This window comes from Halobacteriovorax marinus SJ (genome assembly GCF_000210915.2).
GTDB classification, from domain to species: Bacteria; Bdellovibrionota; Bacteriovoracia; order Bacteriovoracales; family Bacteriovoracaceae; genus Halobacteriovorax; species Halobacteriovorax marinus.
Genome location: NC_016620.1, coordinates 2,770,430 through 2,793,752, shown reverse-complemented (window position 1 = coordinate 2,793,752; position 23,323 = coordinate 2,770,430). Strand labels below are relative to the sequence as shown.

The following is a 23,323-nucleotide window of genomic DNA, read 5'->3' as shown; positions in this document are numbered from 1 at the left end:
ATAAAAAATATCACTCCCGTTATATAATAAGTTAAGGGAGAAATTCATGAGAAAATGGTTCATTGTTTACTGTATTGTTACAGTACCTCTAGCTAGTTACTTTATCTACTTACATCCGTGGTGGTCGCTGTCTTTGATCCTATTGCTGCCTTCGTGGTTGGTTGGTCTTTATGATTTAACTCAAACAAGGCACACGATAAAAAAGAATTATCCACTCTTTGGAAGATTAAGATATGTCATGGAAGAGCTTAGACCAAAAGTCTATCAGTACTTTGTTGAGAGTGACACAGACGGAACTCCAATTAATAGAATCAATAGAAGTGTTGTTTATCAAAGGGCCAAGAGAGTTTTAAGAACTAAACCTTTTGGTACACAAGTCGACGTTTATGAACCTGGATATGAGTGGATTAACCATTCTATGTATCCACTCAGTGATCACGAAGTTCCTTTAGAGAACTTACGAGTAGAGATTGGAAGTAAGCACTGTCAGCAAAAATATAATGCTAGTATCTTAAATATTTCGGCCATGAGTTATGGTTCTCTAAGTGGTAATGCTGTTGAGGCTCTTAATAGAGGCGCAAGCCTTGGGGGCTTCGCTCAAAATACAGGAGAGGGGAGTATTAGTGATTACCATCTAAAGCACGGCGGTCATATTATTTGGCAAATCGGTACCGGTTATTTCGGTGCCCGAGATCACGATGGTAACTTTTCAGATGAGCTATTTAGTAAGAATGCTAAAAGAGAAAGTGTGAAGATGATTGAAATTAAACTCTCTCAAGGGGCGAAGCCGGGGCATGGAGGAATCCTTCCCGCTAAGAAAAACACTCCTGAAATTGCGCGCATTAGAGGGGTAAAACCTTATACTGCCGTCATCTCTCCTCCTGGGCACACTGAATTTAATAATAGCGAAGGACTAATTAAATTTATTCAGCGACTAAGAGATTTAAGTGGAGGAAAGCCAATCGGTATAAAACTTTGTTTTGGAAAGCTCCACGAATTTGAAGATCTCTGCATTAAGATGAAAGAGATGGATAATTATCCTGACTATATTGTTGTTGATGGTGGAGAGGGTGGAACTGGTGCGGCACCTCTAGAGTTCTCGGATAGTTTAGGAACACCGATGACTGAGGGACTTGTGTTAGTAAGTAATCTCTTAAATAAGTACGGATTAAAAGATCAGATTAAACTAATTGTTTCTGGAAAAATTATTACAGGCTTTCATATTGTGAGAGCTCTCTCTTTAGGGGCAGATGCTTGCTATAGTGCTAGAGCAATGATGCTAGCATTGGGTTGTATTCAAGCACTTATTTGTAACACGAATAAATGTCCAGCAGGAATTGCAACTCAAGATAAGAGTTTATCTTGGGGACTAGATGTTCAAAATAAGGGAACGCGAATTAATAATTTTCATCAAGAAACGGTTCACTCTGTTAGAGAGATTCTAGGAAGTGCTGGAGTTGATCATCCTAGTAAGTTAAGTCGAGCTGATATTTTTAGAAGAGTGTCACCAACAAAGGTGAAGAGTTTAGAGGAGATCTATCCTCATCAAAGAACGGCCCTAACGAATTGATAGGGCCTAGATATAATTTTAGTAAACAGGATATTCTCTACAAAGAGTGAGGACTTCTTCTTTAATTGATTTAAGAACTCCTTCGTCTTCGCTATTTCTAAGCGCCTTAGATATCCAAGTTCCAAGTTGCTCCATATGATTTTCCTTGAGACCTCTTGTCGTGATGGCAGGAGTTCCAAGTCTTACACCTGAAGTTACAAAAGGAGATCTCTTGTCTCCAGGAATCATATTCTTATTACAAGTAATCCCTGCGGCTTCAAGTGCATGTTCAGCTTGCTTTCCAGAAAGATTAACAGAGTCTGTCTTTACCAGAAGAAGGTGATTGTCTGTTCCACCAGAGACTATTTCAATCCCTTCGGCCTGTAGCTTCTCACCTAGAACTTTTGCATTAAGGATCACTTGCTTTTGGTAATCGATATAGCTTGGCTCGAGCGCTTCTTTAAAAGAAACGGCCTTGGCCGCGATGACGTGCTCAAGTGGTCCACCTTGAATACCAGGGAAGACATTGAAATTAATTTTCTTAGCGAGCTCTTCATCATTCGTAAGAATAATTCCACCTCTAGGGCCTCTAAGAGTTTTATGCGTTGTTGAAGTTACAACATGAGCATGAGGCACTGGATTAGGATGGAGTCCCGCGGCCACTAGACCTGCGATATGGGCCATGTCTACCATAAGGTAAGCACCAACTTCATCAGCAATACTTCTAAATTTTTCGAAGTCAATTGTTCTAGGGTAGGCAGACGCTCCAGCTATAATCATCTTTGGCTTCTCTTTTAGGGCCAAATCTCTAAGGGCATCATAATCAATTGTTTCACTTTCTAAATCGAGACCGTAAGGAATAATTTTAAAAAGTTTTCCTGAAAAGTTAACTGGAGAACCATGAGTGAGGTGACCACCTTCAGCTAGGTTCATTCCAAGAACTTTATCTCCAACTTCTAAAAGAGAGAAGTAAGCGGCCATATTTGCACCAGATCCTGAGTGGGCCTGAACGTTGGCAAACTTTGCTCCAAATAATTTCTTAACTCTTTCAATAGCAAGAGTTTCAACAGAGTCAACAACTTCACAACCACCATAGTATCTCTTACCCGGAAGACCTTCAGCGTACTTATTCGTAAGAATTGTACCTTGAGCTTCCATGACAGCTTTTGAAGTATAGTTCTCTGAAGCAATAAGTTCGAGCCCCTCTTCTTGGCGAACTCTTTCTAGCTCTACAAGTTTTGTGATCTCTGAATCCATTGTATCAAGTGAAGTTGCATCTTTATGAAACATAGTGAGTCCTTTATTCTGTATATCTTTTTAGAAGTAGAGAAGAGTTAGTTCCACCAAAACCAAATGAATTATTTAGTGCATATTCCACTTGAACATTCTTGGCCTGATTTGCAACATAGTCTAAATCACATTCTGGGTCTTGATTGTCTAAATTAATAGTTGGAGGAAGGATTCCTTTATGAAGTGCCATCGCACAGAAAATACTTTCTACTCCACCTGCTGCACCTAAGAGATGTCCAATCATAGACTTTGTAGATGAGACATACATATTCTTAGCGTGATCTCCAAAAGTTTTCTTAATGGCCTTAGTTTCTCCTAAGTCTCCTAGTGGAGTAGAAGTTCCGTGGGCATTTACGTAGCCAACTTTTGCAGGATCAACACCTGCTGATTCAATACACATCTTCATACATTTATAAGCGCCTTCACCCTCTGGGTGTGGTGCCGTAATATGGTGAGCATCACTTGATGTTCCGTGACCAACAACTTCAGCATAGATCTTTGCTCCACGAGCTTTTGCTGATTCGTAGTTTTCTAATACGAGAACACCTGCTCCCTCTCCAATGACAAAACCATTACGATCTACATCAAAAGGACGAGAGGCTTTTTCTGGTTCTTCAACACTTTTAGAAAGCGCCTTCATAGAGATGAAACCACCCATAGGTAAGTTTGAAAGAACAGACTCTGCTCCACCTGTGATCATTACATCTTGTCTTCCGGCCATAATTTCAAAAGCTGCTGCTGATATTGCGTGAGCTGCTGAAGCACAAGCGGAAGCGATCGTGTAGTTAACACCTTGGAGGTCAAGTTTAATACTTAAGAGACCTGTCGCCATATTAGGAATAATTCCTGGAATAAAGAATGGAGAAATTCTTCTTGGACCTTTGGCCATAAAAGTTTCATACGTTCTTTCTATTTCTGGAAATCCACCCATTCCTACACCTAGGATTGAGCCAATTTTTTCTGGTGCGTAGTTGTGGTTTTCTAGCCCGGCATCCTTCCACGCTTCGTACCCTGAATGGAGTGCAAAGTGTACAAACTTGTCGTATCTTGTGGCCTCTTTAGGGTCTAGAATTTCTGGGTCTATTTCAAAGTTCTTAACTTCTCCACCAATTTGAACAGCTAGCTTTTCAATAGGTGAGTTTTCAATTTTAGAAATACCAGATTTACCTTCAATGATATTTCCCCAAACTTCATCAAGTGAGTGACCTAATCCGCAGATGGCACCCATACCTGTAATAACAACTCTATTCATTTGTGATTCTCCTGTTCCTAGTGAGCCATTTTCCAATGGGCTTCTTCTTTCTAGGTTTTGAATTTCAACACATAAAATATAGTGCAAAAAAAAAGGGAAGCCTATAGTTGCTTCCCCTTTTTTATCTTCTTTTATTTAAAAATTCTTATTGCTTCTTTTCTAAGTAAGTTACAACATCAGCAACTGACTTAAGACCTTCTGCGTCTTCCTCTGGAATTTCTACACCAAACTCATCTTCCATTTTCATCATTAGCTCAACGATGTCTAGTGAATCAAGGTTTAGATCGTCAACGAAGCTTGTTCCCGCGTTGATTTTAGCAATATCAATCTTAGTTGCATCACTTACAAGTTTAATTACTTTTTCTTCCATTATTAACTCCTTATATGTGTTTGAATACTTTACTTAAATATATAATCCACCGTCAATCTTTATAACTTCACCTGTAATATATGAAGAGGCTCTACTTAGTAAAAAATTCACTAGGTTAGCAACTTCCTCAACATTACCGAGGCGGTTTAACGGGATCGAGGAAAGATACGCTTCTTTTACCTTTTCATCAAGTGCTTCGGTCATATCTGTTTCGATAAATCCTGGACATATTGCGTTACATCTTACATTTCTAGAGGCAAGTTCTTTAGCATAACTCTTTGTAAATCCAAGCATTCCGGCCTTTGAGGCGGCGTAAGCAATTTGAGAAGGATTTCCCATTAGTCCAACTACAGAACTAATATTTACGATAGAAACATTCTCAGCTCTTAGAAAGGCCCTTGAGAGCGCAGACGTAACTAGAATAGATCCTTTTAGGTTCGTATCTAGTGTTTGAGTAATATCTTCTTCCTTAAGTCTAAGAACAATTTGATCTTTAGAGATACCGGCATTGTTAACAAGACCAGTAATTGCACCGTGCTCTTTATTGAAAGCATCGAGGGCAGTTTTGATTTGCTCGCTATTTGTAACGTCGAACATAACGGCAGTTGCATTTGCAGCTCCCGCAGCTTTAAGTTCTTCTTCCATTTGTTTAGCGATTTCTTCTTTTCCTTCTCTAAAGTTGAAAACTACGTGAGCACCTTGTGAAGCTAGGTTAAGAGCAATGGCCCTACCAATTCCTCTCGTTGCACCCGTAACTAAAACTTTCTTATCTTTTAAATCTTCAAATTTTGCCATCATGATAATAGCTCCTTCAATTCATCAAAGGCACCGTCTTTATCTAGTGAGATAACTTTGATGTTGCGATTAATCTTTCTAACAAGTCCCATTAATACTCGTCCAGGTCCACACTCGATACAGATTGTGTCATCTGGAAGTTCTTGAATACTTTGTGTCCAAAGAACTGAGCCATCAACTTGCTTGATTAAATTATCTTGAATTGTTGCTGCACTTGTTCCGGCTGCATACTCTTTAGCATCGATATTGGCGATGTAGGGAAGAGTTGAGTCGTTGAATTTAAATTTTGCAAAAGCTTCTTTTAAATTCTTAGCTGCTGGCTCCATTAGCGAAGAGTGAAATGGGGCCGAAACTTTTAATTCAACCGCTCTATATGGATCGCTCCAATTTTCCTCTAACCATTTAACGGCCCTGTCACAAGCATCGGCTTCGCCCGAGATAACAATTTGTGATGGTTCGTTAAAGTTTGCTGGCATAACCTCAGAACCTTCTGTGCTAGCAGCTTTACAAGCTTCAAGAATTTTATCTTCAGGGACTTTCATGATGGCGAACATCTTTCCCTTTCCTGCTGGAACTGCATCTTGCATATAAGTTCCACGAAGATGAACAGCGTTGAGTGCATCTTCATAAGAGATTGCTCCGGCCGCAACTAGGGCCGCATATTCTCCAACAGAGTGACCGAGAACTCGGTCAATTTTTACATTCTTTTCTTCAAGAATTTCTTTTGCTTTTTCAAAAAGAGCAACAGAGTGACTTAGAATTGCTGGCTGTGTGTACTTTGTAAGTTTGAGATCTTCCTCTGGTCCTTCGAACATCATCTTTGTAAGGTTGAAACCAAGAGCTTGGTTTGCCTTTTCAAAGAGATTAAACGCACTATGACCTTCGAGAGATTTTCCCATCCCTACATACTGTGCACCTTGACCAGGAAATAATAAAGTAACTGATTTTGTCATTTCTTATCCTTAGTTTAGTAACGTAGTAGAGTGGCCCCTGTTGTCAGTCCTGCACCAAAAGCGTCAAATAAAACGATATCACCTCTTTTAATTCTTCCGTCTTGGATAGCCTCGTGAAATGCCATTGGCACTGTCGCGGCAGAAGTATTAGCGTATTTATCTATATTGACGATAACTTTCTCAGGATCAATACCTAGAAGCTTTCCTGTTGTTTCAATTATTCTCACATTAGCTTGATGAGGAACTAGCCAGTCCACATCTTCTAATTTTAAATTTGCTTTTTCTAAAACTGTTCTTGCATTTTGAGCGAGAGTTCTCGTTGCTACTTTGAACATCTCTCTACCTTTCATTTGCATGTAGTGAGTTTTTTCCTCTAAGTGCTCAGCCGTAAGAGGGTGAACTGCTCCACCAATTGGTTGGTCAAAGAACTCTTTACCTGTTCCATCGGCACCAAGGTGAGTAGCTAGAATATCAGATTCTTCACCTTCTTCTCCTCTTCCAATTATGGCCACGCCACAACCGTCTCCAAAGAGAATACAAGTTCCTCTGTCTTCCCAGTTTACTTCTGTACTTAGCATTTCAGAACCGACAACTAGAACGTTCTTTTGCATTCCTGTTCTCACCATGGCCTGTGCCATGTTTACACCGTAAACAAAACCAGAGCATGCTGCTGCAATATCTAGGGCCGCACATTGATTTGTGATACCTAGTTTCTGCTGAAGAATAACTGCTGTGTTTGGGAGTTTATAATCTGGTGTAACTGAACCAAAGAGAATCATGTCGATATCATTTGGTTCAAGATTCGCTTCTTTTAATGCTTGAAGAGTTGCGTGATAGGCCATGTCGCTTGGAAACTCACCGGCCTCAGTATTTGAAATTCTTCTTTGACGAATTCCTGTTCTCTCGAAGATCCACTCATCATTTGTATCAACCATTTTTGAGAGGTCATCATTCGTTAAAACTTTCTCAGGAACAAACATTCCTGTTCCCTTAATTTTTACTTTATATTCCGTCATACTTCCTTCCTAATTTTTATAAGTAAGTAAAATAACAAATTTGATTTGGATATGAAAAGAGTTTATTCAAAGGGGAGAGTGTGTTGAGCTCTTGGAGTTTCATTCTATAGAACGCAAAAAAGCAGAAAAATTAGTTACCTAATAATTCTGCTTTATTTAACTTTTAAATTTTAAGTGTAAGACTACTCTTCAGTAGTTTCTTCTTCTCTATCAGCTTTAGTTTCGAAGATTTTCTTACCTTTCCAGTAACCAGATGGAGAAATACATCCCTTCTTAGTTAACTCACCAGTTGTATTATCAACAACTACGTTGTTATTTGCATATAATTTATGGTGTTGCCCAGCTCTTCTTAAACCTTTTTTAGAAACACTGGTTTTCTTCTTTGGTACTGCCATTTTCTACTCCAGATATATAACTTTAACTTCTTTATTTTTAATATTAAGGGTGAATATTTACGCTATATTAACCCATTTATCAAGCTTTTTAACATTCTCTATAGGACTTATTGGGCCCCGTGTCCACAATCTTCGTGATTTAAGTCACTTCCACAAGTTCCACATAGTCCTTTACAGTCTTCACTGTGGAGAGGGTAAGGATTTAATCCAAGAAAAATATGCTCGTGAACCACTTTTTTAATGTGACACTTACCTCTATTGTGAAAATAAACTTCCAGCTCAGAATTATCGGCCCAAAGGCTTAGAGTTTCATCAAATTCTTCAGCTTTTTCAAATTTATCAGTAATAAAGACTGCTTCAAATTCTCCTTGGCAAGTCTCGGCGGCAGGCGCTAGGCACTTGATACATGGAGTGAGAAAGTTCCCGCTGAAGTCACCTCTAACAATGAGTCCTTCTCCGTAGCTTGGAATACTCTTTCTCTTGATCTTTAAATTAACAGACATCTTTCTGTTTTCAGGATCTTTTTCGTCCTCTTCTAGGTTTTCTTCAAGCTCTGCTAAAAGGTCGTTCACCCATTCGCAGCCCTTGTCTAGCTCGTAGCTTCTCTCCTCATCGAGAAAACTCTCAATTCTGGCGAACTCCTCTAGATTATCTTTTATGTCTCTTTGCAACATGGTAGCCTCTTAAATATAAATATCTAGCGCTTGTAACGTATAAGAAGCTAAAAGTACATTGTATATATCATTTTTTCAGACGTAGGTTTTTTGTGATTATAGCTATTTGTGGATTTATGGGAGCGGGAAAGAGCACATTCTTACAGACCTTTTCCGGTGTCCCTATTATTGATTTAGATATTGCTATTCGAGACGAAGTTGGCGAGGACTTAGGCGAGTATATAAGGAGAAGTGGGTGGGAGAAATTTCGCCAGTTGGAGTCTCTTTGTTTGCGCCAGAAAGTCCATACAATTGGTCAAGAGGGACTGATTGCTCTGGGAGGAGGAACGCTTGAAGATGAGAAAAATATTGAGTTTTTAAAGGAATCAGGAGTAAAGATCCTACATCTGAAAGTTGACTTTGATGAGGCCATGAATCGAATTGCTGGAGATGCGAATAGACCACAGCTTGATAAGAGTAGAGACGAGCTAGAAGAGCTCTATTTAAAAAGAGAGAAGGTTTTTTCAAAGTGCTGTGACCTGAGCTTAGTCTCTGATGTGAATTCTTGGCCTACGAGCTGGACTTTGCTCAAGACTCTTTTTTAATATCTTAGGCTTTTGGTATTAGACGTATCGTGTAAAGAAAGTCATAATAATGAAGGACTTTCCAAGGGGAGATTTAAGATGAATTCCAATAGTTTAACAGTTGCGTTATTACTAGAAGACCTCAGTTTAGCAAAAGAATTTTCAGATATCTTTCGCGAATTAGGTGTGGTTCCTCACTTTTATGAAAATTTAGAATCTTTTTGGAATGGAACACTTGAAGTTCTTCCTACACTTTCTTTGATTGATGTAAAGAAAATGCACGAAGGACATCTCTTACTTAAAAATCATCCTTTTGTAATAAATGAACAAATGCCGATGGCCTTCTACTTTACAACGGGTTCGGCTCCACTTCTTCATTCAACATTTGATTTTCTAAACCTTGGAACAATTCTTCACGGAGCAAATTACAAGGGTCAAATTAAATCAATACTTAAGAGATTGAATAAGCTCTTATCGTACGAGCAGCAACTAAGTAATCTTGAACTTGAGAAGGGGAAACTTTCTAATCAGGTTCGAGGACTTATTGAAGTCTCTCAGGTTTATAAAGAAGATAACTTCTTTGAGAAGTACCTCAAAAATGTTTTTGCGCGTTTTGATGCAACTAAGAGAACTTCATTTGATTTCTTTTCTGCATGTGAAAGTGTTTTCTCTGATCTTGCGGATATTAAAGAGTTCTCATTTGTTGAATTGAGCTCAAACGGACAGCGACTTGTTTCTCCTGAAGGACAGTCGATGAAGTATGTCTCTATTCCTTCACTCTTTCTAGGTAAGACTTGTAAGAATGGAATTGCAGATTTCGCTCAAAATTTAAGCTCACAAGTGGCAGTAGAACTTCTCGGCGGAGAGGTGATGTCTTTAAATATTTCTGGAAGCGAAGTTAATCCTGATATCATCATCTATTTAAGCTTAAATGATCTAGAACTTTCAGAGAGAATTGATTGGACTTCTCTAGAGAGTCACCTTAACGGTATTTATGCTCACTTTAGAGACAGTGGTAAGGCCGTCATAAAAAGAGAAGCGAGATTTATCACTCCATGGGAAGCATTCACTCTCTTTGATAGACAAATTAAAATGGCATCGGTTGGTGATATTAAAAATCAATACGCTCTTGTAGATATTGATCTTTCTAGCTTAGTACAAGCTGCAAGAATTGGAGATTCCGGAGAGTTCTCTTGGAAGGAATTCTTTCAAGATTTTGTAACTAGAATAACGTCATCATTTAATTACGAATTAAAATTTATCTCTATGGGAGTAAGCAATATTGGAGTTGTTTGTGACCATGAACATATCGATGCAACTTTAAAGCATTTAAAAAATGTAAGTATGAGATTTTCATATTGGCGCTACTTTGAAAAATCAGATGCTCTACTAACTAAGAATTTAAAGCCAGAAATCAAAATGATTCCAGCTTCTGCTGAAGCATATCTTCTCCATATTGAAGATGTGAAGTTCTCTGCTCTGGATGAGTTAGAGTCAATAGCAATTAAGAAAAAGACCAAAGATCTTGTTTGGGGGAAAGCGCCGGAGAGGACACTTTAATTTATGCGTTTTCGCTCAAGACACTTTATTAGCTTTGAAAAATTAGAAAATAATTATAAGAAATTAAAAGAAATCTGTGTAGATAATAAAATCATCTTTATGGTTAAGGCCAATGCCTATGGGCATGGGGTGATACCTATTGTTCGCCATAGTGTTGAGAAGCTTGGAATCACTGAGTTTGGATGCGCTAGTCTTGGAGAGGCACTTCTTTTAAGAGAAGAGCTCTATGATCTTGAATTTGAAATTTATGTTTTCTCAGATGTTCAGGTTGAGCTGAGAGAGTGCGCTGAAATTTATTTGAATAGAAGAATTATACCGGTGATATCAAATCGTGATGATTTAGATTTCATTTTAAATAGTAGAGAGTTTGAAAACTTTCCACTCTTTATTAAGTTTAATACTGGAATGAATCGACTCGGTCTAGAAATGGATAAAGTTGATGAGGTGATAAGAAGTATTAGAGTTTCTGGTAGAAAATCAATTTACCATTTAATGACTCACTTATCTTCATCTTCTCTTCCTATTAAGAAGAATAAGAGAAATATAATTCAATTTGAAAATTTTGAAAAAATTAAGAAAGCTTTCTCTGATGCTGGAATTGAAGTTGAGAGAACTTCAATTGCAAACTCTGGTGCTATTGAGCAGGGTGCTGGACTTGGCGAAACACACGTAAGACCTGGTCTGATGATGTATGGGCCAAGTTCGATGTTGCCGCAATACTCTGATCTAAGTCTTTGGAGTGGTGAGATTATTTCTAAGTTAGAAACTTATGTCATCTCAATTTTCGATGTAGAAAAGGGACAGCCTGTAGGTTACGGAGCTACACCTTGTCCGTCCAAAGGGAAGGTGGCCATAGTCGCTCTCGGCTACGGAGATGGTTTTACTACTCGCTATATTGGAACACATCTCTATCATAAAGATATTAAAGGTAAGGTTGTTGGCAGAGTGAATATGGATATGGCCCAAGTTTTCTTTGATGAAAACTCTCTACCTGATCTAAAAGTAGGGGATAGTTTCACTCTTTGGGATCATAGTGCCGAGAGATTCGCTGAGTTCTGTAAAGAAGCTAAAATAATTCCTTATGAAGTCTTCATTGGAATTACACAGAGAGTTCCAAAGATTTATTCTTAAGACTTTTTTAACTTCTCATTCAGTTTTGATAGCGCATCTACTTCTGTATTGTAGATTTTCGATAGCTCATGGTGTTGCTTATCTAAATCTTCTTCTGAGAGCTCGCCCAGTTTTTCCATCAGAGATTTCTTCTTGGCCTTAAGCTCTTCTTTCTCACTGGCGAGAGTTTGAATTGCAAAGAGTTGGTCTCTCTTCTCTGTGTAATATTTAATTTTTTCACTAAAGAGACTTATCTTCTCTACTAGCTCTTCCTGAGAGTAGTTCTTAGTCTCACCAATCCTACTCTGTAGCTTTTCTATATTCGTTTCAAGCTCTGCAACTTGGTTCTTTAAATTCTGCATTTTATCTTTACTAGAAGTGACCTTGTTGAGCTTCTTTTGAATTTTTACAATTTCATTTTTCTTCTTGGAGACTTCTTCATGCCAGTGGGATTGATGTTGTTCGTAATCTAGATCAGAGTCAAAAGTTTCATGAATTTTAACTTTCTCAAGAACCATAGACTTGTACGTCACTTCATCGCTTGGCTCTTTATCGCTAAGGTAGAACTCAGTTGATCCAATTTTTAATTTATCTTTGACATTAATTCTTATGCGGGACTTAGAGTCCATTTCTTGATTATTAACTTGTACTGGATTGGAGGCATCGAGGTCCTCAAGCATGAGAAATCTCTCGGTGACGTGAAATCTGCAATGTCTACCAGATACGAGATCATCCTTTAAAACAATGTCGCAGGAACTCTTTCTTCCTAGTATTAACTTGTCCTTAATTTTTATAAAGTCAGAGTTCTCTATATTAATTAAATAATACGTCACTTATTCGGCCTTTTTTTAGATTATCAGCTTACTAAACGGAATTTTTTGCTAATAAATTTAAAAATTTCGCATAATTATTCGCCTTGGTGTGTTTGATCGTTTACAATTTTAAATATTATATAAAATTGATACTTTATTTAGCCGACGGAATAGCTCAAGTAATGGTCTTAATCACAAATCAGATAAGAAAATTTGTAGAAGCAATTGGTTCTATGACAATGGAAAACGTCCAAGGTCTAGGTAGCATTTGCAGATTTATATTCAAATTCTTCTACTGGGTATTCAAGCCTCCATATCGATTTAAGCTCTTCGCCGAGCAGTTCTACTTTATCGGAAATAAATCACTTTTTATCATTACATTGGCCGGAAGTTTTACGGGTATGGTTATGGCCTACCAAACTTACTTCGGCTTTAAATTAATTAATGTCGATTCACTAGTTGGTTCAGTTGTTGCTATCTCTTTGGCTAAGGAGCTGGCTCCCGTATTGAGTGGACTCATCGTTGCGGGTCGAGCTGGTGCAGCTATGGCCGCTCAAATTGGAACGATGAAAGTGACAGAACAAGTAGATGCTCTCGAAGTTATGGGTATTGATAGCTATCAGTACTTAGCTGTTCCAAGAATTTTGGCGGCGACTCTCTCTCTACCAATGCTCAGTATTGTTTTCTTATTTGTTGGAAATGTAGGCTCATATATTGTTGGTACAGTAGCGCTTCTAATTGATGAAACGATGTATCTCTCAAAGTTAGGCGACTTTATGTTCGTTGGAGATATTGTCCAGGGAATCATTAAGGCCACTGTCTTTGGTTTTGTCATTGCTGTTATTGGAACGTACTTTGGTTTTAATGTAACTAAAGGAGCTGAAGGAGTAGGGAAGGGAACAAACCTCGCTGTGGTCTGGGGAATGATTTCAGTACTTGTTCTAGATTACTTCTTAACCTCTTTCTTGGTGCAGGTCCTATAATGTTGAGTTTTGAAAATCCTGCCGTAAGAATTTCTAATCTAACCAAAGTATTTGGTAAGCATACAGTACTTAATAATTTAAATTTTGATATCCCTAAAAATAAAATTACAACAATTCTAGGTTTTTCAGGAGCTGGAAAGTCAACTCTCTTAAAACATATTCTTGGGCTTCATCAGCCGACAAGTGGAGTGGTTGAGGTTCTTGGAAGTAATTTAAAAAATCTTGATCCAATGAAGCTAAGAGAGTTTAGGCAAAATTTTGGAATGCTCTTTCAATATGCTGCCCTCTTTGACTCCATGAGTGCTGTGGAAAATGTCGCTTTTCCTATGCGAGAATTCACGAAGCTTGGGAATGAAGAGATTATTTCTAAGTCAAAAGACCTACTGCTTTCAGTGGGAATTAAAGAGGTTTCTTTTGAAGGACTTCCCTCAGAATTATCTGGAGGGATGAGAAAGAGAGTAGGTCTAGCTAGAGGGCTTGCTCTAAATCCTCATATAATGTTGTATGACGAACCAACAACTGGTCTAGATCCAATTACGACAAAAATGGTCAATGACTTGATTGTGGATACGGCCGAAAAGAATAGTGACCGAGGCATGACATCAATTATTATCTCTCACGATGTAAAAGCTACCCTTCGTATTTCAGATTTTGTAGCTTTTTTAGATCGTGGTAATATTGTTGAATACTTACCTGTGGAAGAATTTAAAAAATCAACAAATCCTCTTGTGCAGGAGTTTATAAATTTATGAGAAATATAAGCCATGAATGAATTTAAAATAGGACTAATGGCCATCGCTACAATGGTGATGGTTGCTTATATGTCTTTAAAAATTACATCTAATCAATCTGGGTTCGGAGAGTATGTAACATATAGAACTATTGTTACAGATGCCTCTGGAATCTTTCCTAAAACACCAATTAAAATTGCAGGTATAAATGCCGGTAGAATAAAGAAAATTGAATTACAAGGTAATCAAGCTTTAATCACTTTTGAAGTTTTAGAAAATGTAATTGTCGTAAAAGATTCTAAATTACAAGTTAAGACAGTTGGCTTTCTTGGAGACAAGTATATTCAAATTCAAATGGGTGAGTCACAAGAGCGCTTAACTGCAAACTCGTTCATTGTTTCTGACGAAGGAGCTGGAGTTGAGAAATTAGTTAAAGATGCCAGTGATGTTTTAAAAGATGTAAAGGTCATGATGAAGACTTTAAGAGAGTCTATTTCGCCTGAAGGAGAAGTTTCTCCTGTGAAGAGAATTCTTAATGACTTCGCTGTTGTTGCAGAGAATGCTCGTATTGCAACTGACTCCTTGAAAACAGTGATTAAAGGTAACGAAGAAAAGATGAATAATCTCATCGCAAACCTAGAGAGATTCTCTGAACAAATTGCTTATCATACAGATGATCAAGAGCAAGACTCTGCAATGAAGGACTTAAGAAAGATTTTGGCAAATGCTGATGCTATGACTGCTGACCTGAAAGATCTTGTTGCTGATATTAAAGTTGGTAAAGGAACATTAGGTAAAATTTTAGTCGAAGAAGAGATTGCCGATGAAGTAAAGCAAACTCTCTCAAGTGTTAATAAAATTGTTGGTCGAGTAAGCGACATTAGAACAGAGCTATCAGGTTATATGGGAGCAGGAACTGAAGAGGGAAGTGTCACTAGTGGTTCTCTTCGAATTTTCCCATCACCAGAAAGGTTCTATATTTTAGGTCTTAGTTCTTCTAACTACGGGCCTGAGAGCGAAAAAGAAACTGTTCGCATCGTTAATGGTGTTACGACAACAGAAACTGAGAAAGTTAAAAAGAAAGATGTTTTTAGATTTGATGTACAGATTGGTAGAAAGCTACACGATCTCTATGTACGTGGTGGGATCATCGAGTCTACTGGTGGTGCTGGTATTGATTATGACATATTCAATGGCGCAACAAGATTCTCTCTTGATGTATTTGACTATAGATCAGGGCTTGGTCCAAATCTAAGACTTTCTACAGAAGTACAATTGTGGAATGTGTTCTACGGAAAAGTTTCAGGTGTAGACCTTGCAACTAAAGAAAGATCAGCTCTCTTTAGTTTAGGTCTAAGATTTAATGATGAGGATTTAAAGGGCCTTATAGGTTTTTTCTTATAGGTAAGAAATGGAAAAATGTTGGTTAATTAGAACTAAAAATAAACAAATCTTAGGTCCAGTAACTAAGCAGAAGATTATTGAGTTTATCGATAAAGGCTCTTTAACTCCTGAGGATGAAGTTACAAGTGGAAACGGATATTGGATTTTAATTAAAGAGAATAACTTAATCGATAAATATGTAAGAGGAGATATTCCTCAGGGCTTTAATCCAATTTCTGAAGCACCAAATGTATTAACGGCTAATTTATCACAACCAACAGAGAATACAGGATCACTTAATCCAAATACAATGCCCAAGGATAGTCCTCCACCAGCGATTGAGCTAGACCTCGATGAGAGTCCAGCTGTACCAGAGGGGGGAGATCTAGACTATCCAGATATGGGGGGGAGTGCTGAGCCTGCAGGTGATGATCAGGTGGCCACTCCAAGTAACGAAGATTTAGAGTATCCAGATATGGGAATGGTTGAGAGTAATCCAACTCCTGTAAGTAAGCCAGCAGTTAGTACACCTCCAAAGAATCCACCTGTTCAAATGAACGCTCATGTAGAGGCTCAAGAGCCCGGTCATGATGAAGAGGGGAAGATGCCTTGTGGTGATGATCTAGAGTACCCAGATATGGGTGGTCCAGTTAGTGCTGCTGCTCCTGTTGAGCAAGAAGAGTTTGACCCTGATGCTACAGATCCTAGTTTCGATATGAATTCTGTACAAGATAGTTCAGGTGAAATTGTTTTCTCTGAGCCTCCTTTGGTCAAGGAAGATGTTACCCCAGAACTTCCTGAAGCAGCTTTCGAAGAACCAGTAAAAAAAAAAGCTAACGTAGCCAGTTCTCAGAAGAAGTCTTCAAAAAAGAAAGCTTCTCCAGATAAGAAGCGTAAAGTTAAGAAAAAGAATAAACCACAGAGAAACGATCGTTATCTCTTTTATGTTCTAGTCCTTTTAATTGGAATCATTGCCTCAGGTGCTTATTACTATTTTACAAATATCTTAAATAGTGAAGTCGTTAGGATAGGAAATCCTTTTATCCAATCGGTAAATGCTCAAGCACAATTTTCAAATGATCTAAAAAAAAAAGTTTCTTTGAAATATCTCCCGTAACAAATGAATTTTACAATATTGCATTTCGAGTCTCCGGAGAGGGACTCGCTGTATTGTTAACAAATATTCCTGATCCAGAAAATTGTAAGTTTAAAAATGAATTTAATATCCAACTTGTTCTAGCAATGGCCAAGTCTGATTTTCTTCTAGGAGAGGAACTCAAGCCATTTATTAAGAAATGTAGTCCATCTTTTAGTGAGCGAACTTTAGATATTCTTCACTACCCATATAAGAAAGGAAATGATTTGAGCGACATTCTTCTCTTTCTTAAATCACGTGGATTTGAGAAAGATGAGATGGACAAGATTGAGAAAATTTGGAATGCGAAGTATTCAAAGGATTCAGAACTAGGTGAGTACCGAGCGTTACTAAAGCAAATTAAGAATGAGAAATCTAAACTTAAGAAGTATTCTTATTTTAATAAACTATTAACACTGGCAAATAAATCAAAATCAGTATTCTTAAAGCGTCTCATTTTGAGTGCCTCTTATGGACAAATTGGAAACCAAGGTTTACTCGCAAAGAGCTTTAAAGAATTACTAGCTATCAATGAAATTATTTATACTATCGATCTCACTCAAAACTTTGTTTCTTTTAAAAACAGAGATCATTACTATTCGTTAGTAAACGATCTCTTTAATTTACTAAGAGAGAGTTTAAATGACACAAAGTTAATCCGTATTCTAGATACAAATTTTCAGTTCTTAGACACTAAGAAAGAAAAAATAGAATTTGAATCAGATGAGTTGAGCTGGTCATTAAATGAAATTAGAGAGAATATGAACTCCTCTCTGTATGGAATTTCATTTCCTTCTTTTTGGATGAAATCAGTCATCAATAGAATATCAAATAGTGAAAAACAGAAGTTTATCACTAAGCTAGAGAAGGATAGAGTTCTAAGAAAATTGAATATCTTAGACTACTGGGTCTTTCAAGAAAACCTCTCTCCCAATGACACAGTTAGAGACTTTATTGTAAATCAAATTAATAAGTCGTATGGGGATTCATACGCTGGCGACTATATTATTTTAGAGTTACTTGAAGATAATATTTTCAAGAAGAATCTTGGAGATATAAACCCTGAGCTTAAGAAGCCCATTTTTACATTAAAGAGAAACTTCTACCATCAAATACTTGAGGCTGGACGAGAGAGCTCTTTTCCTATATTAAAATTAATCGAAATGGGAGAAGAGAGAGAAGAGTTCATCTGGTGGTTAATTCTATGACATCTAAATTATTTGTTTATCCTACAGATACTGTATGGGGAATTGGTGGGAATATTTTTTCAAATGAGTGCTACGAGAAAATATCTAAAATAAAGGGCCATGCTCTTAAAAAGCCTCTAAGTATTGTTTTTAAAAATTATGAAATGATTGAAGATCTTATCGATCTTCCCAAGAATATTACCAAACAGTGGCTTGAGAAGTACTTTACATTAGAGTCGACAATAGGTCTGCCTAAGGTTTGGGCAAAGAGAGATTTACCTAAATGGATATGCCAGGAGAGTGAGTATATCTCAATTCGATGTATGGACACACCAGAGCTGGCAGCAATTTTTGAAAAGGTAAAAGGACCTGTAACCTCAACTAGTCTCAACCTAACTGGTGAAGAGCCCATTACTGAGCAAGAGATGGCGAAAGAATTCTTCAGAAAGAATCTTCCGGGTGAAGAGTTTGTAGAAAGAATAAGCACTAATTGTTCTGGACGCTCATCTACAATTGTTCTCTTTGATGGGAAGAATTGCCAATTTGTTCGTGAAGGTAAATTTATCAATGAAGTCAAAGAACATTTTGAATTACTCTCAACCTGATTTTTATAAATTCTCTAGAGATAGCATTGAACTTGCTCAGATTGCAGCAGAGCTAGAGTCAGAGAATAAAGAATTAAATGTACTCGAAGTCTTCTCAGGCTGTGGTGTTGTAAGTTTAGAGTTTCTCTCTCGACATAACTCTATTTCTAATCTGTGCTTTATAGAAGAGCAGAAGGATTTCTCGTCTCATTTCTTAAGTAATATCTCTGATCTCAAAATTCCTTATGAGATTCATTGGGGAAATTTCAAAGAAGTAGAGATGACAAAGAAGTTTGATGTCATTTTACTTAACCCTCCTTACTTTGATCCCGCTAGCTCAAGATTGGGGGAGAACGAAAAGAGAAATCACTGCCGTTTTGCTTTGAATTTTACACTGCTGGAGTTGTTAAATTTTTTGGAGCAAAGACTTTTAGAGAATGGTCGCGCCTATATATGCCACAGTGACGACTTATGTAAATTGGATAAGAGGATAGAGAGAATAGGATCATTTCAAGAAGTGGGTCTATTCCGATTTCAATTGAATGTAGATTGAGCTTAAGCTCTCCCTTATCTCTTCGTCTTCAATGTCTTGAAGAAGAAGGTCTGCTTGAGATTTTAACTTCTTATATGTTGGAGAATATTTATGAAATATAATTTTCTCTTTTTCTTGGTTCGCATTTGTTTTCTTAGAAATCATTTTCTCAGATAGTGTCACCTGTGTATTAAAATGCTCAGTATTATAATTAAAGTAAATCCTATTAATCTTTCCTTTTAGTGAAGGAAATTGGCTAAAGATTTTCTTTTTAATATCTTCTTCTAGAAAGCCAAGTTGTTGAGAGAACGCGGAGTGATTCGTTAGAACTGTTAAGTTGCCGTTGTGATTCTTTAGGGGAATGGTAAACTTCCCAAGTTTTTCACCCACGATTTTTGGCCATATTTCAATGAGCGAAAAGAAGTCAAAGGTATCCTGCCCAAAATACTTGGCCTTGGAAGCTCTAACGCTGCCCGACGAATTCTTTTCAAGTAAGCTCTTTAAGCTATTAAATTGACCTTTTTTTACCATGGGCTAAGAGTCTATTAATTCTGTAGAATTGGCAACTGTGATTAGAGGTGGTAGATTAATTTAACGCAATTTATAAACAGTAGAATAAATACTTATGAAAATCTTTACACTCCTAGCGCTATTTTTACTTTCCTCTTGTGCGGGGTATCAGTTTCGTTACCAAAATAATCCATTTGCTGCGTATGGAATAAATTCTATTGCGATTCCTAACTTCTTAAATAAGTCATTAGTTCCTAATGCGAGTACTCCTTTTACAGAGAGTATCAGCTCTGTTCTTTCCCAAAATACTACGCTTAAAATTCATAGCGGTAACTCTACTAGGGCGGATGCAACACTCATTGGAATAATCTCTTCTCTAGATAGAAAAAGTAGTTTCAACCAAACTACGGGGAGAACATTAATTGAAGATAGGGGAGGGAGAAGGGATTTCTATGCCCCGAACCAGACGAGTTATAAGATGACTTTAAATATTATTCTAATTAAAAAGCCCACACAACTTGATCTACAGCTTATAAATAAAGACTTTCTTCCTTATTTAGATAAGCACCCTAAGGTTGTATTTTCAAAAGTGATTAATCTCTCTACATCTTATACAAGGTTTCTAAGTCTCTCTAGTGGACCGAATGGTGCGGGAGTGACGAATGCAACTCAAAATAGAGAAATATTTAATAAAAGTGTGGAGTCTCTGGCTTCTTCAGCTGGATCAACATTTAGGGAGACAGTGTTAAATGCCTTCTAGTAAATGGTTTCCTTGGGACTATTTAAAAGCCAACCAACAAACACTTAATCCTTCTAAAAGTGGAATATACTCTTTTCAATTTTGTGATGAATTTGTTGGTCATATTATTTTAGAATTACTTCCTAAAGAACTCACTAAGAGTGGAAACTTCTTTAAAATTAATGGCGCTGATATAACGATTGATTGGCTTGAAGATAAATTCAAAACAATTTCTCTTTTTAGTACCAACGAAAGCTATCTTGTTATTGAGGCCCAGAACTTGCCTCAAAAGACCAAGAAGTGGCTTGAAGAAAATCCATTAGAGATCACTGATCAATTTCTCATTTTCTCTTTCTCGAAACCATCGAAGACTTTTGAGCAACTCTCAAAGAAGATGAGTGGGGAGTTTATAAAAATAGAAGCTCCTAGGTTTTGGGAGGGGCTTCAGCATCTGGAATTTATTTGTAACTTCTTCAATTTAAATCTTCCAATGAACGTTAAGAACTACCTTTTAGGTGCTCTTGAGAATACTAGCTATGAGTTCTTTCAGGCAGCGAACCTTCTTAGTCTATACTTCCCTGGTGGAGTAGATATCAGGCTTGATTATGTTCAAAGATTAATTAGACCTAGTAAGTTGGACCACTTTCAATTGGCAAATCTCTTTGGGACTAAGAAGAGATCTCATTTCTTCGGAATGCTTTCCTCAAAGGATATTGATTTTGAACAATTGCGCTCACTCTTTACCTTTATGCAGGGCCATCTTTTTAAAATGATGGATACTAGTTACTGTGATGGAAAGAGTCGTCTAAGTAAGTATGATAAAGAAATACTCTCTCACGCTAAGGCGTGGTCAGTTGATGATCTGCAGAGAGAATGTCATTTATTTGGAGAGCTTGAAATAGATGCAAAGTCTAAGAGTCCACTGTTAAAGAATAGACTTAGAGTTGAGTACTTAGCTTCTTTTAATTAGTCTTTATTTCTTTGTAGCCACAAACTAAAAAAGGAACCTGAAGAGGCTCCTTTTCTATATCTAAAATAATAATTTATTAAAGATTATTAATTTGAGATGCAAGTCTAGAAGTTTTTCTAGCAGCTGCATTTGGCTTAATTACTCCGTGCTTAGCAAGTCTTGCTAAAAGCTTTTGAGTCTTAGCTAATAAACCAGTTGCTGTTGCTTTGTCGTTAGACTCGATTGCCGAACGAATAGCTTTTAAAGCATTTCTAGTTGCTGATTTTCTTTGAACATTTCTAGCTGTTCTTACGATTGTTTGTCTTGCTCTTTTTTTCGCAGATTTGTGGTTTGCCACAAGTCACTCCTACGTTAACTGTATTACTTAATGCACTTCATTAATATTCTGTACTAGAACATACTTTTTAGATCATATGGGGGTCTATGGCAAGTGAAAATTCCCTTTATTTGAAAGAGTTGCAAGAAATATGATGAATTTCAGTGACTTAAATAGATTTTCAACCGTTTATGAGTTTGTGAAATGGTTGTAAAGGCCGTATGATCGTGTGGTTTTTTCATAGCTTATTTACGACAAAGGATTCTATATGTCTGAAATCAAAACTATTGGTGTAGTTGGCGCTGGCCAAATGGGAAGAGGGATTGCTCAAGTGGCGGCAATGTCTAACTATAATGTAAATGTATTTGATATCTCTGAAGAGGGACTTCAATTTGGTCTTAACTTCATCGAAAAACAGCTTAAGCGTGGAGTGGAAAAAGGTAAGTGGGATGACTCATTTGTGTCTGAGGTTCAGGGTCGCTTAAGAGGTGTAACTGATATGTCAGAACTTAAGGATTGTGACCTGATCATTGAAGCTGCCACTGAGAATAAGAAGATTAAATTTGAAATTTTTAAGCAACTTGATGAAGTGGCAAAGGATGGAGCAATTCTAGCTTCAAACACTTCTTCAATCTCTATAACTGAAATTGCAGCAGTGACAAAGAGGCCAGAGCTTGTGGCCGGAATGCACTTTATGAACCCAGTTCCTGTAATGAAATTAGTTGAGACTATTACTGGTCTTGAAACAAGTAAGGAAACGATTGATGCAGTTGAAGCAGCTGCTGAAAAAATGGGGAAGACTGTCGTTAGAGCTGATGATGTTGCTGGCTTTGCAGTAAATAGAATCTTAATGCCTATGATTAATGAAGCATTCTACACTCTCTATGAAGGTGTTGCAGATGCTCGTGGAATAGATAATGCAATGAAGTTGGGTTGTAATCAACCGATGGGGCCATTTGAATTGGCTGACTTTATTGGACTAGATACTTGCTTGGCCATCATGGAAGTTCTTCATGAAGGACTAGGTGATACAAAGTACCGTCCATGTCCACTTCTTAAGAAGTATGTGACAGCGGGACGCTTTGGTAGAAAAGTAGGGAAGGGTGTTTATGAATACTAATTACGAAACACTTCTCTTTGAAGTTGAAAATGAAATTGGCGTTATAACGGTTAATAGACCAAAAGCTTTAAACGCACTAAGCGAACAAGTTCACTCAGAGTTAAATGCTCTTTTAAAAGAGTTTAAAAACTTGAATAAAGACTATTCGATAGCAAAGGGATTAATTCTAACTGGTGCTGAAGATAAGGCCTTTATTGCTGGTGCGGATATAAAAGGTATGACAACAATGACTGCTGAGCAAGCCGAGAGCTTTGCTAGATTAGGTCAAGAAAACACACTCCTCTTTGAATCTCTAAACGTTCCTGTTATCGCTTGTGTTAATGGGTACGCCTTAGGAGGCGGATGTGAGATGGCAATGAGTTGTGACTTCATCTATGGAACAAAGACTGCTGTCTTTGGTCAGCCGGAAGTAAAGTTAGGATTGATTCCTGGTTTCGGTGGAACTCAGAGACTCTCAAAGTTAGTTGGACGAAATAGAGCAAAAGAGATTACTTACTCTGGAAGAAATGTTGGAGTAGAAGAGGCGAAAGAGATCGGCCTTGTTGTTGCTATCTTTGAAACAAAAGATGAAATGCTAGAGAGTGCTAAAACATATCTCTCTAAAATGATGAGAAATTCTCCCCACGCTATTTTAGAGGCGAAGAGAGTGATGAATGAAGGAAATGATTTAACAATTAGTGAAGGACTAAATGTCGAAGCTAAGGCCTTCGGTGCTATTTTTAACTCTGATGATATGAAAGAGGGAACAAAAGCATTTGTTGAAAAAAGAAAACCAGTATTTACAGGAAAATAGA

At 37.4% G+C, this 23,323-nt stretch carries 26 protein-coding genes; 15 read left to right on the top strand and 11 right to left on the bottom strand.

The window, feature by feature from the left end:
* Positions 1-46 precede the first annotated feature (46 nt).
* Positions 47-1,570 carry an FMN-binding glutamate synthase family protein gene (locus BMS_RS13325; protein ID WP_014245346.1) on the top strand — a complete coding sequence of 508 codons (1,524 nt, stop codon included), beginning with the start codon at positions 47-49 and terminating at the stop codon, positions 1,568-1,570.
* Between the two features lie 18 nt (positions 1,571-1,588).
* On the opposite strand, the gene glyA is transcribed toward BMS_RS13325, so the two are convergent.
* The 8 genes from glyA to BMS_RS13285 form a co-directional block, all read right to left on the bottom strand.
* The gene (gene glyA, locus BMS_RS13320) at positions 1,589-2,839 is read right to left on the bottom strand and encodes a serine hydroxymethyltransferase (RefSeq protein ID WP_014245345.1); all 1,251 of its coding nucleotides are present in this window, start codon (positions 2,837-2,839) and stop codon (positions 1,589-1,591) included.
* Positions 2,840-2,849: 10 nt separating this feature from the next.
* A complete protein-coding gene (gene fabF / locus BMS_RS13315) occupies positions 2,850-4,091 on the bottom strand; it encodes a beta-ketoacyl-ACP synthase II (protein ID WP_014245344.1) in 1,242 nt (413 codons plus the stop codon).
* Positions 4,092-4,236: 145 nt separating this feature from the next.
* Positions 4,237-4,461, bottom strand: a complete 225-nt coding sequence (gene acpP, locus BMS_RS13310) for an acyl carrier protein (protein ID WP_014245343.1) — start codon at positions 4,459-4,461, stop codon at positions 4,237-4,239.
* 33 nt (positions 4,462-4,494) lie between these two features.
* Entirely contained in the window at positions 4,495-5,256 is a 762-nt protein-coding gene (gene fabG / locus BMS_RS13305) for a 3-oxoacyl-ACP reductase FabG (RefSeq protein ID WP_014245342.1), read from the bottom strand.
* The gene (gene fabD / locus BMS_RS13300) at positions 5,256-6,209 is read right to left on the bottom strand and encodes an ACP S-malonyltransferase (RefSeq protein WP_014245341.1); all 954 of its coding nucleotides are present in this window, start codon (positions 6,207-6,209) and stop codon (positions 5,256-5,258) included. Before fabD ends, fabG begins: the two co-directional genes overlap by 1 nt.
* Positions 6,210-6,223: 14 nt before the next feature.
* Positions 6,224-7,225: a beta-ketoacyl-ACP synthase III gene (locus tag BMS_RS13295; RefSeq protein ID WP_014245340.1), complete on the bottom strand. Its 1,002-nt coding sequence runs from the start codon at positions 7,223-7,225 to the stop codon at positions 6,224-6,226.
* Positions 7,226-7,407: 182 nt separating this feature from the next.
* Complete coding sequence (rpmF, locus tag BMS_RS13290; RefSeq protein ID WP_014245339.1) at positions 7,408-7,620, bottom strand: 50S ribosomal protein L32; 213 nt, start codon at positions 7,618-7,620, stop codon at positions 7,408-7,410.
* A 107-nt stretch (positions 7,621-7,727) separates the two neighbouring features.
* Complete coding sequence (locus tag BMS_RS13285; RefSeq protein ID WP_014245338.1) at positions 7,728-8,294, bottom strand: YceD family protein; 567 nt, start codon at positions 8,292-8,294, stop codon at positions 7,728-7,730.
* A gap of 92 nt (positions 8,295-8,386) precedes the next feature.
* Between BMS_RS13285 and BMS_RS13280 the strand changes: the two genes are divergently transcribed.
* From BMS_RS13280 to alr, 3 genes are all read left to right on the top strand, one after another.
* The gene (locus BMS_RS13280) at positions 8,387-8,878 is read left to right on the top strand and encodes a shikimate kinase (protein WP_014245337.1); all 492 of its coding nucleotides are present in this window, start codon (positions 8,387-8,389) and stop codon (positions 8,876-8,878) included.
* 78 nt (positions 8,879-8,956) lie between these two features.
* Complete coding sequence (locus tag BMS_RS13275; protein WP_044557619.1) at positions 8,957-10,417, top strand: hypothetical protein; 1,461 nt, start codon at positions 8,957-8,959, stop codon at positions 10,415-10,417.
* 3 nt (positions 10,418-10,420) lie between these two features.
* Complete coding sequence (gene alr, locus BMS_RS13270; protein WP_014245335.1) at positions 10,421-11,548, top strand: alanine racemase; 1,128 nt, start codon at positions 10,421-10,423, stop codon at positions 11,546-11,548.
* Here alr and BMS_RS13265 read toward each other — a convergent pair.
* A complete protein-coding gene (locus BMS_RS13265; protein ID WP_014245334.1) occupies positions 11,545-12,360 on the bottom strand; it encodes an FHA domain-containing protein in 816 nt (271 codons plus the stop codon). The genes alr and BMS_RS13265 overlap by 4 nt on opposite strands.
* A 125-nt stretch (positions 12,361-12,485) precedes the next feature.
* Between BMS_RS13265 and BMS_RS13260 the strand changes: the two genes are divergently transcribed.
* From BMS_RS13260 to BMS_RS13230, 7 genes are read left to right on the top strand one after another with little or no spacing between them, the layout of a single operon-like run.
* Positions 12,486-13,322 carry an MlaE family ABC transporter permease gene (locus BMS_RS13260; protein WP_157868288.1) on the top strand — a complete coding sequence of 279 codons (837 nt, stop codon included), beginning with the start codon at positions 12,486-12,488 and terminating at the stop codon, positions 13,320-13,322.
* Complete coding sequence (locus BMS_RS13255; protein ID WP_014245332.1) at positions 13,322-14,074, top strand: ABC transporter ATP-binding protein; 753 nt, start codon at positions 13,322-13,324, stop codon at positions 14,072-14,074. Before BMS_RS13260 ends, BMS_RS13255 begins: the two co-directional genes overlap by 1 nt.
* Before the next feature lie 12 nt (positions 14,075-14,086).
* Positions 14,087-15,457 carry an MlaD family protein gene (locus BMS_RS13250; protein ID WP_014245331.1) on the top strand — a complete coding sequence of 457 codons (1,371 nt, stop codon included), beginning with the start codon at positions 14,087-14,089 and terminating at the stop codon, positions 15,455-15,457.
* Positions 15,458-15,464: 7 nt separating this feature from the next.
* Positions 15,465-16,553: a hypothetical protein gene (locus BMS_RS13245; protein ID WP_014245330.1), complete on the top strand. Its 1,089-nt coding sequence runs from the start codon at positions 15,465-15,467 to the stop codon at positions 16,551-16,553.
* Positions 16,554-16,606: 53 nt separating this feature from the next.
* Entirely contained in the window at positions 16,607-17,779 is a 1,173-nt protein-coding gene (locus tag BMS_RS13240; protein ID WP_014245329.1) for a hypothetical protein, read from the top strand.
* A complete protein-coding gene (locus tag BMS_RS13235) occupies positions 17,776-18,363 on the top strand; it encodes an L-threonylcarbamoyladenylate synthase (protein ID WP_044557618.1) in 588 nt (195 codons plus the stop codon). The genes BMS_RS13240 and BMS_RS13235 overlap by 4 nt, the downstream gene beginning before the upstream one ends.
* Positions 18,326-18,895 (top strand): RsmD family RNA methyltransferase, encoded by a 570-nt coding sequence (locus BMS_RS13230; protein ID WP_044557617.1) that lies wholly within the window; start codon positions 18,326-18,328, stop codon positions 18,893-18,895. Before BMS_RS13235 ends, BMS_RS13230 begins: the two co-directional genes overlap by 38 nt.
* Here the strand turns inward: BMS_RS13230 and BMS_RS13225 are convergent.
* Positions 18,866-19,405 carry a DUF721 domain-containing protein gene (locus tag BMS_RS13225; RefSeq protein WP_014245326.1) on the bottom strand — a complete coding sequence of 180 codons (540 nt, stop codon included), beginning with the start codon at positions 19,403-19,405 and terminating at the stop codon, positions 18,866-18,868. The genes BMS_RS13230 and BMS_RS13225 overlap by 30 nt on opposite strands.
* 94 nt (positions 19,406-19,499) lie before the next feature.
* On the opposite strand from BMS_RS13225, the gene BMS_RS13220 reads away from it, so the two are divergent.
* Both BMS_RS13220 and BMS_RS13215 read left to right on the top strand, forming a co-directional pair.
* Entirely contained in the window at positions 19,500-20,144 is a 645-nt protein-coding gene (locus tag BMS_RS13220) for an LPS assembly lipoprotein LptE (protein ID WP_014245325.1), read from the top strand.
* Positions 20,134-21,093, top strand: a complete 960-nt coding sequence (locus BMS_RS13215) for a DNA polymerase III subunit delta (protein ID WP_014245324.1) — start codon at positions 20,134-20,136, stop codon at positions 21,091-21,093. The genes BMS_RS13220 and BMS_RS13215 overlap by 11 nt, the downstream gene beginning before the upstream one ends.
* 76 nt (positions 21,094-21,169) lie before the next feature.
* On the opposite strand, the gene rpsT is transcribed toward BMS_RS13215, so the two are convergent.
* On the bottom strand, positions 21,170-21,430 hold the full coding sequence (gene rpsT, locus BMS_RS13210) for a 30S ribosomal protein S20 (protein WP_014245323.1): 261 nt from the start codon (positions 21,428-21,430) through the stop codon (positions 21,170-21,172).
* A 247-nt stretch (positions 21,431-21,677) separates the two neighbouring features.
* On the opposite strand from rpsT, the gene BMS_RS13205 reads away from it, so the two are divergent.
* Positions 21,678-22,529, top strand: a complete 852-nt coding sequence (locus BMS_RS13205) for a 3-hydroxybutyryl-CoA dehydrogenase (RefSeq protein WP_014245322.1) — start codon at positions 21,678-21,680, stop codon at positions 22,527-22,529.
* The gene (locus BMS_RS13200) at positions 22,519-23,322 is read left to right on the top strand and encodes an enoyl-CoA hydratase/isomerase family protein (RefSeq protein WP_044557616.1); all 804 of its coding nucleotides are present in this window, start codon (positions 22,519-22,521) and stop codon (positions 23,320-23,322) included. The genes BMS_RS13205 and BMS_RS13200 overlap by 11 nt, the downstream gene beginning before the upstream one ends.
* Position 23,323: the final 1 nt, after the last annotated feature.

Bases quoted from the DNA above. Each gene is read 5' to 3' on its own strand.
- acpP (WP_014245343.1), bottom strand. From the start codon at position 4,461: ATGGAAGAAAAAGTAATTAAACTTGTAAGTGATGCAACTAAGATTGAT.
- glyA (WP_014245345.1), bottom strand. From the start codon at position 2,839: ATGTTTCATAAAGATGCAACTTCACTTGATACAATGGATTCAGAGATC.
- BMS_RS13200 (WP_044557616.1), top strand. From the start codon at position 22,519: ATGAATACTAATTACGAAACACTTCTCTTTGAAGTTGAAAATGAAATT.
- fabD (WP_014245341.1), bottom strand. From the start codon at position 6,209: ATGACAAAATCAGTTACTTTATTATTTCCTGGTCAAGGTGCACAGTAT.
- BMS_RS13225 (WP_014245326.1), bottom strand. From the start codon at position 19,405: ATGGTAAAAAAAGGTCAATTTAATAGCTTAAAGAGCTTACTTGAAAAG.
- BMS_RS13245 (WP_014245330.1), top strand. From the start codon at position 15,465: ATGGAAAAATGTTGGTTAATTAGAACTAAAAATAAACAAATCTTAGGT.
- alr (WP_014245335.1), top strand. From the start codon at position 10,421: ATGCGTTTTCGCTCAAGACACTTTATTAGCTTTGAAAAATTAGAAAAT.
- BMS_RS13215 (WP_014245324.1), top strand. From the start codon at position 20,134: ATGCCTTCTAGTAAATGGTTTCCTTGGGACTATTTAAAAGCCAACCAA.
- BMS_RS13295 (WP_014245340.1), bottom strand. From the start codon at position 7,225: ATGACGGAATATAAAGTAAAAATTAAGGGAACAGGAATGTTTGTTCCT.
- BMS_RS13220 (WP_014245325.1), top strand. From the start codon at position 19,500: ATGAAAATCTTTACACTCCTAGCGCTATTTTTACTTTCCTCTTGTGCG.
- rpmF (WP_014245339.1), bottom strand. From the start codon at position 7,620: ATGGCAGTACCAAAGAAGAAAACCAGTGTTTCTAAAAAAGGTTTAAGA.
- BMS_RS13255 (WP_014245332.1), top strand. From the start codon at position 13,322: ATGTTGAGTTTTGAAAATCCTGCCGTAAGAATTTCTAATCTAACCAAA.
- BMS_RS13235 (WP_044557618.1), top strand. From the start codon at position 17,776: ATGACATCTAAATTATTTGTTTATCCTACAGATACTGTATGGGGAATT.
- fabF (WP_014245344.1), bottom strand. From the start codon at position 4,091: ATGAATAGAGTTGTTATTACAGGTATGGGTGCCATCTGCGGATTAGGT.
- BMS_RS13285 (WP_014245338.1), bottom strand. From the start codon at position 8,294: ATGTTGCAAAGAGACATAAAAGATAATCTAGAGGAGTTCGCCAGAATT.
- BMS_RS13250 (WP_014245331.1), top strand. From the start codon at position 14,087: ATGAATGAATTTAAAATAGGACTAATGGCCATCGCTACAATGGTGATG.
- fabG (WP_014245342.1), bottom strand. From the start codon at position 5,256: ATGGCAAAATTTGAAGATTTAAAAGATAAGAAAGTTTTAGTTACGGGT.
- BMS_RS13205 (WP_014245322.1), top strand. From the start codon at position 21,678: ATGTCTGAAATCAAAACTATTGGTGTAGTTGGCGCTGGCCAAATGGGA.
- BMS_RS13325 (WP_014245346.1), top strand. From the start codon at position 47: ATGAGAAAATGGTTCATTGTTTACTGTATTGTTACAGTACCTCTAGCT.
- BMS_RS13230 (WP_044557617.1), top strand. From the start codon at position 18,326: ATGAAGTCAAAGAACATTTTGAATTACTCTCAACCTGATTTTTATAAA.
- BMS_RS13275 (WP_044557619.1), top strand. From the start codon at position 8,957: ATGAATTCCAATAGTTTAACAGTTGCGTTATTACTAGAAGACCTCAGT.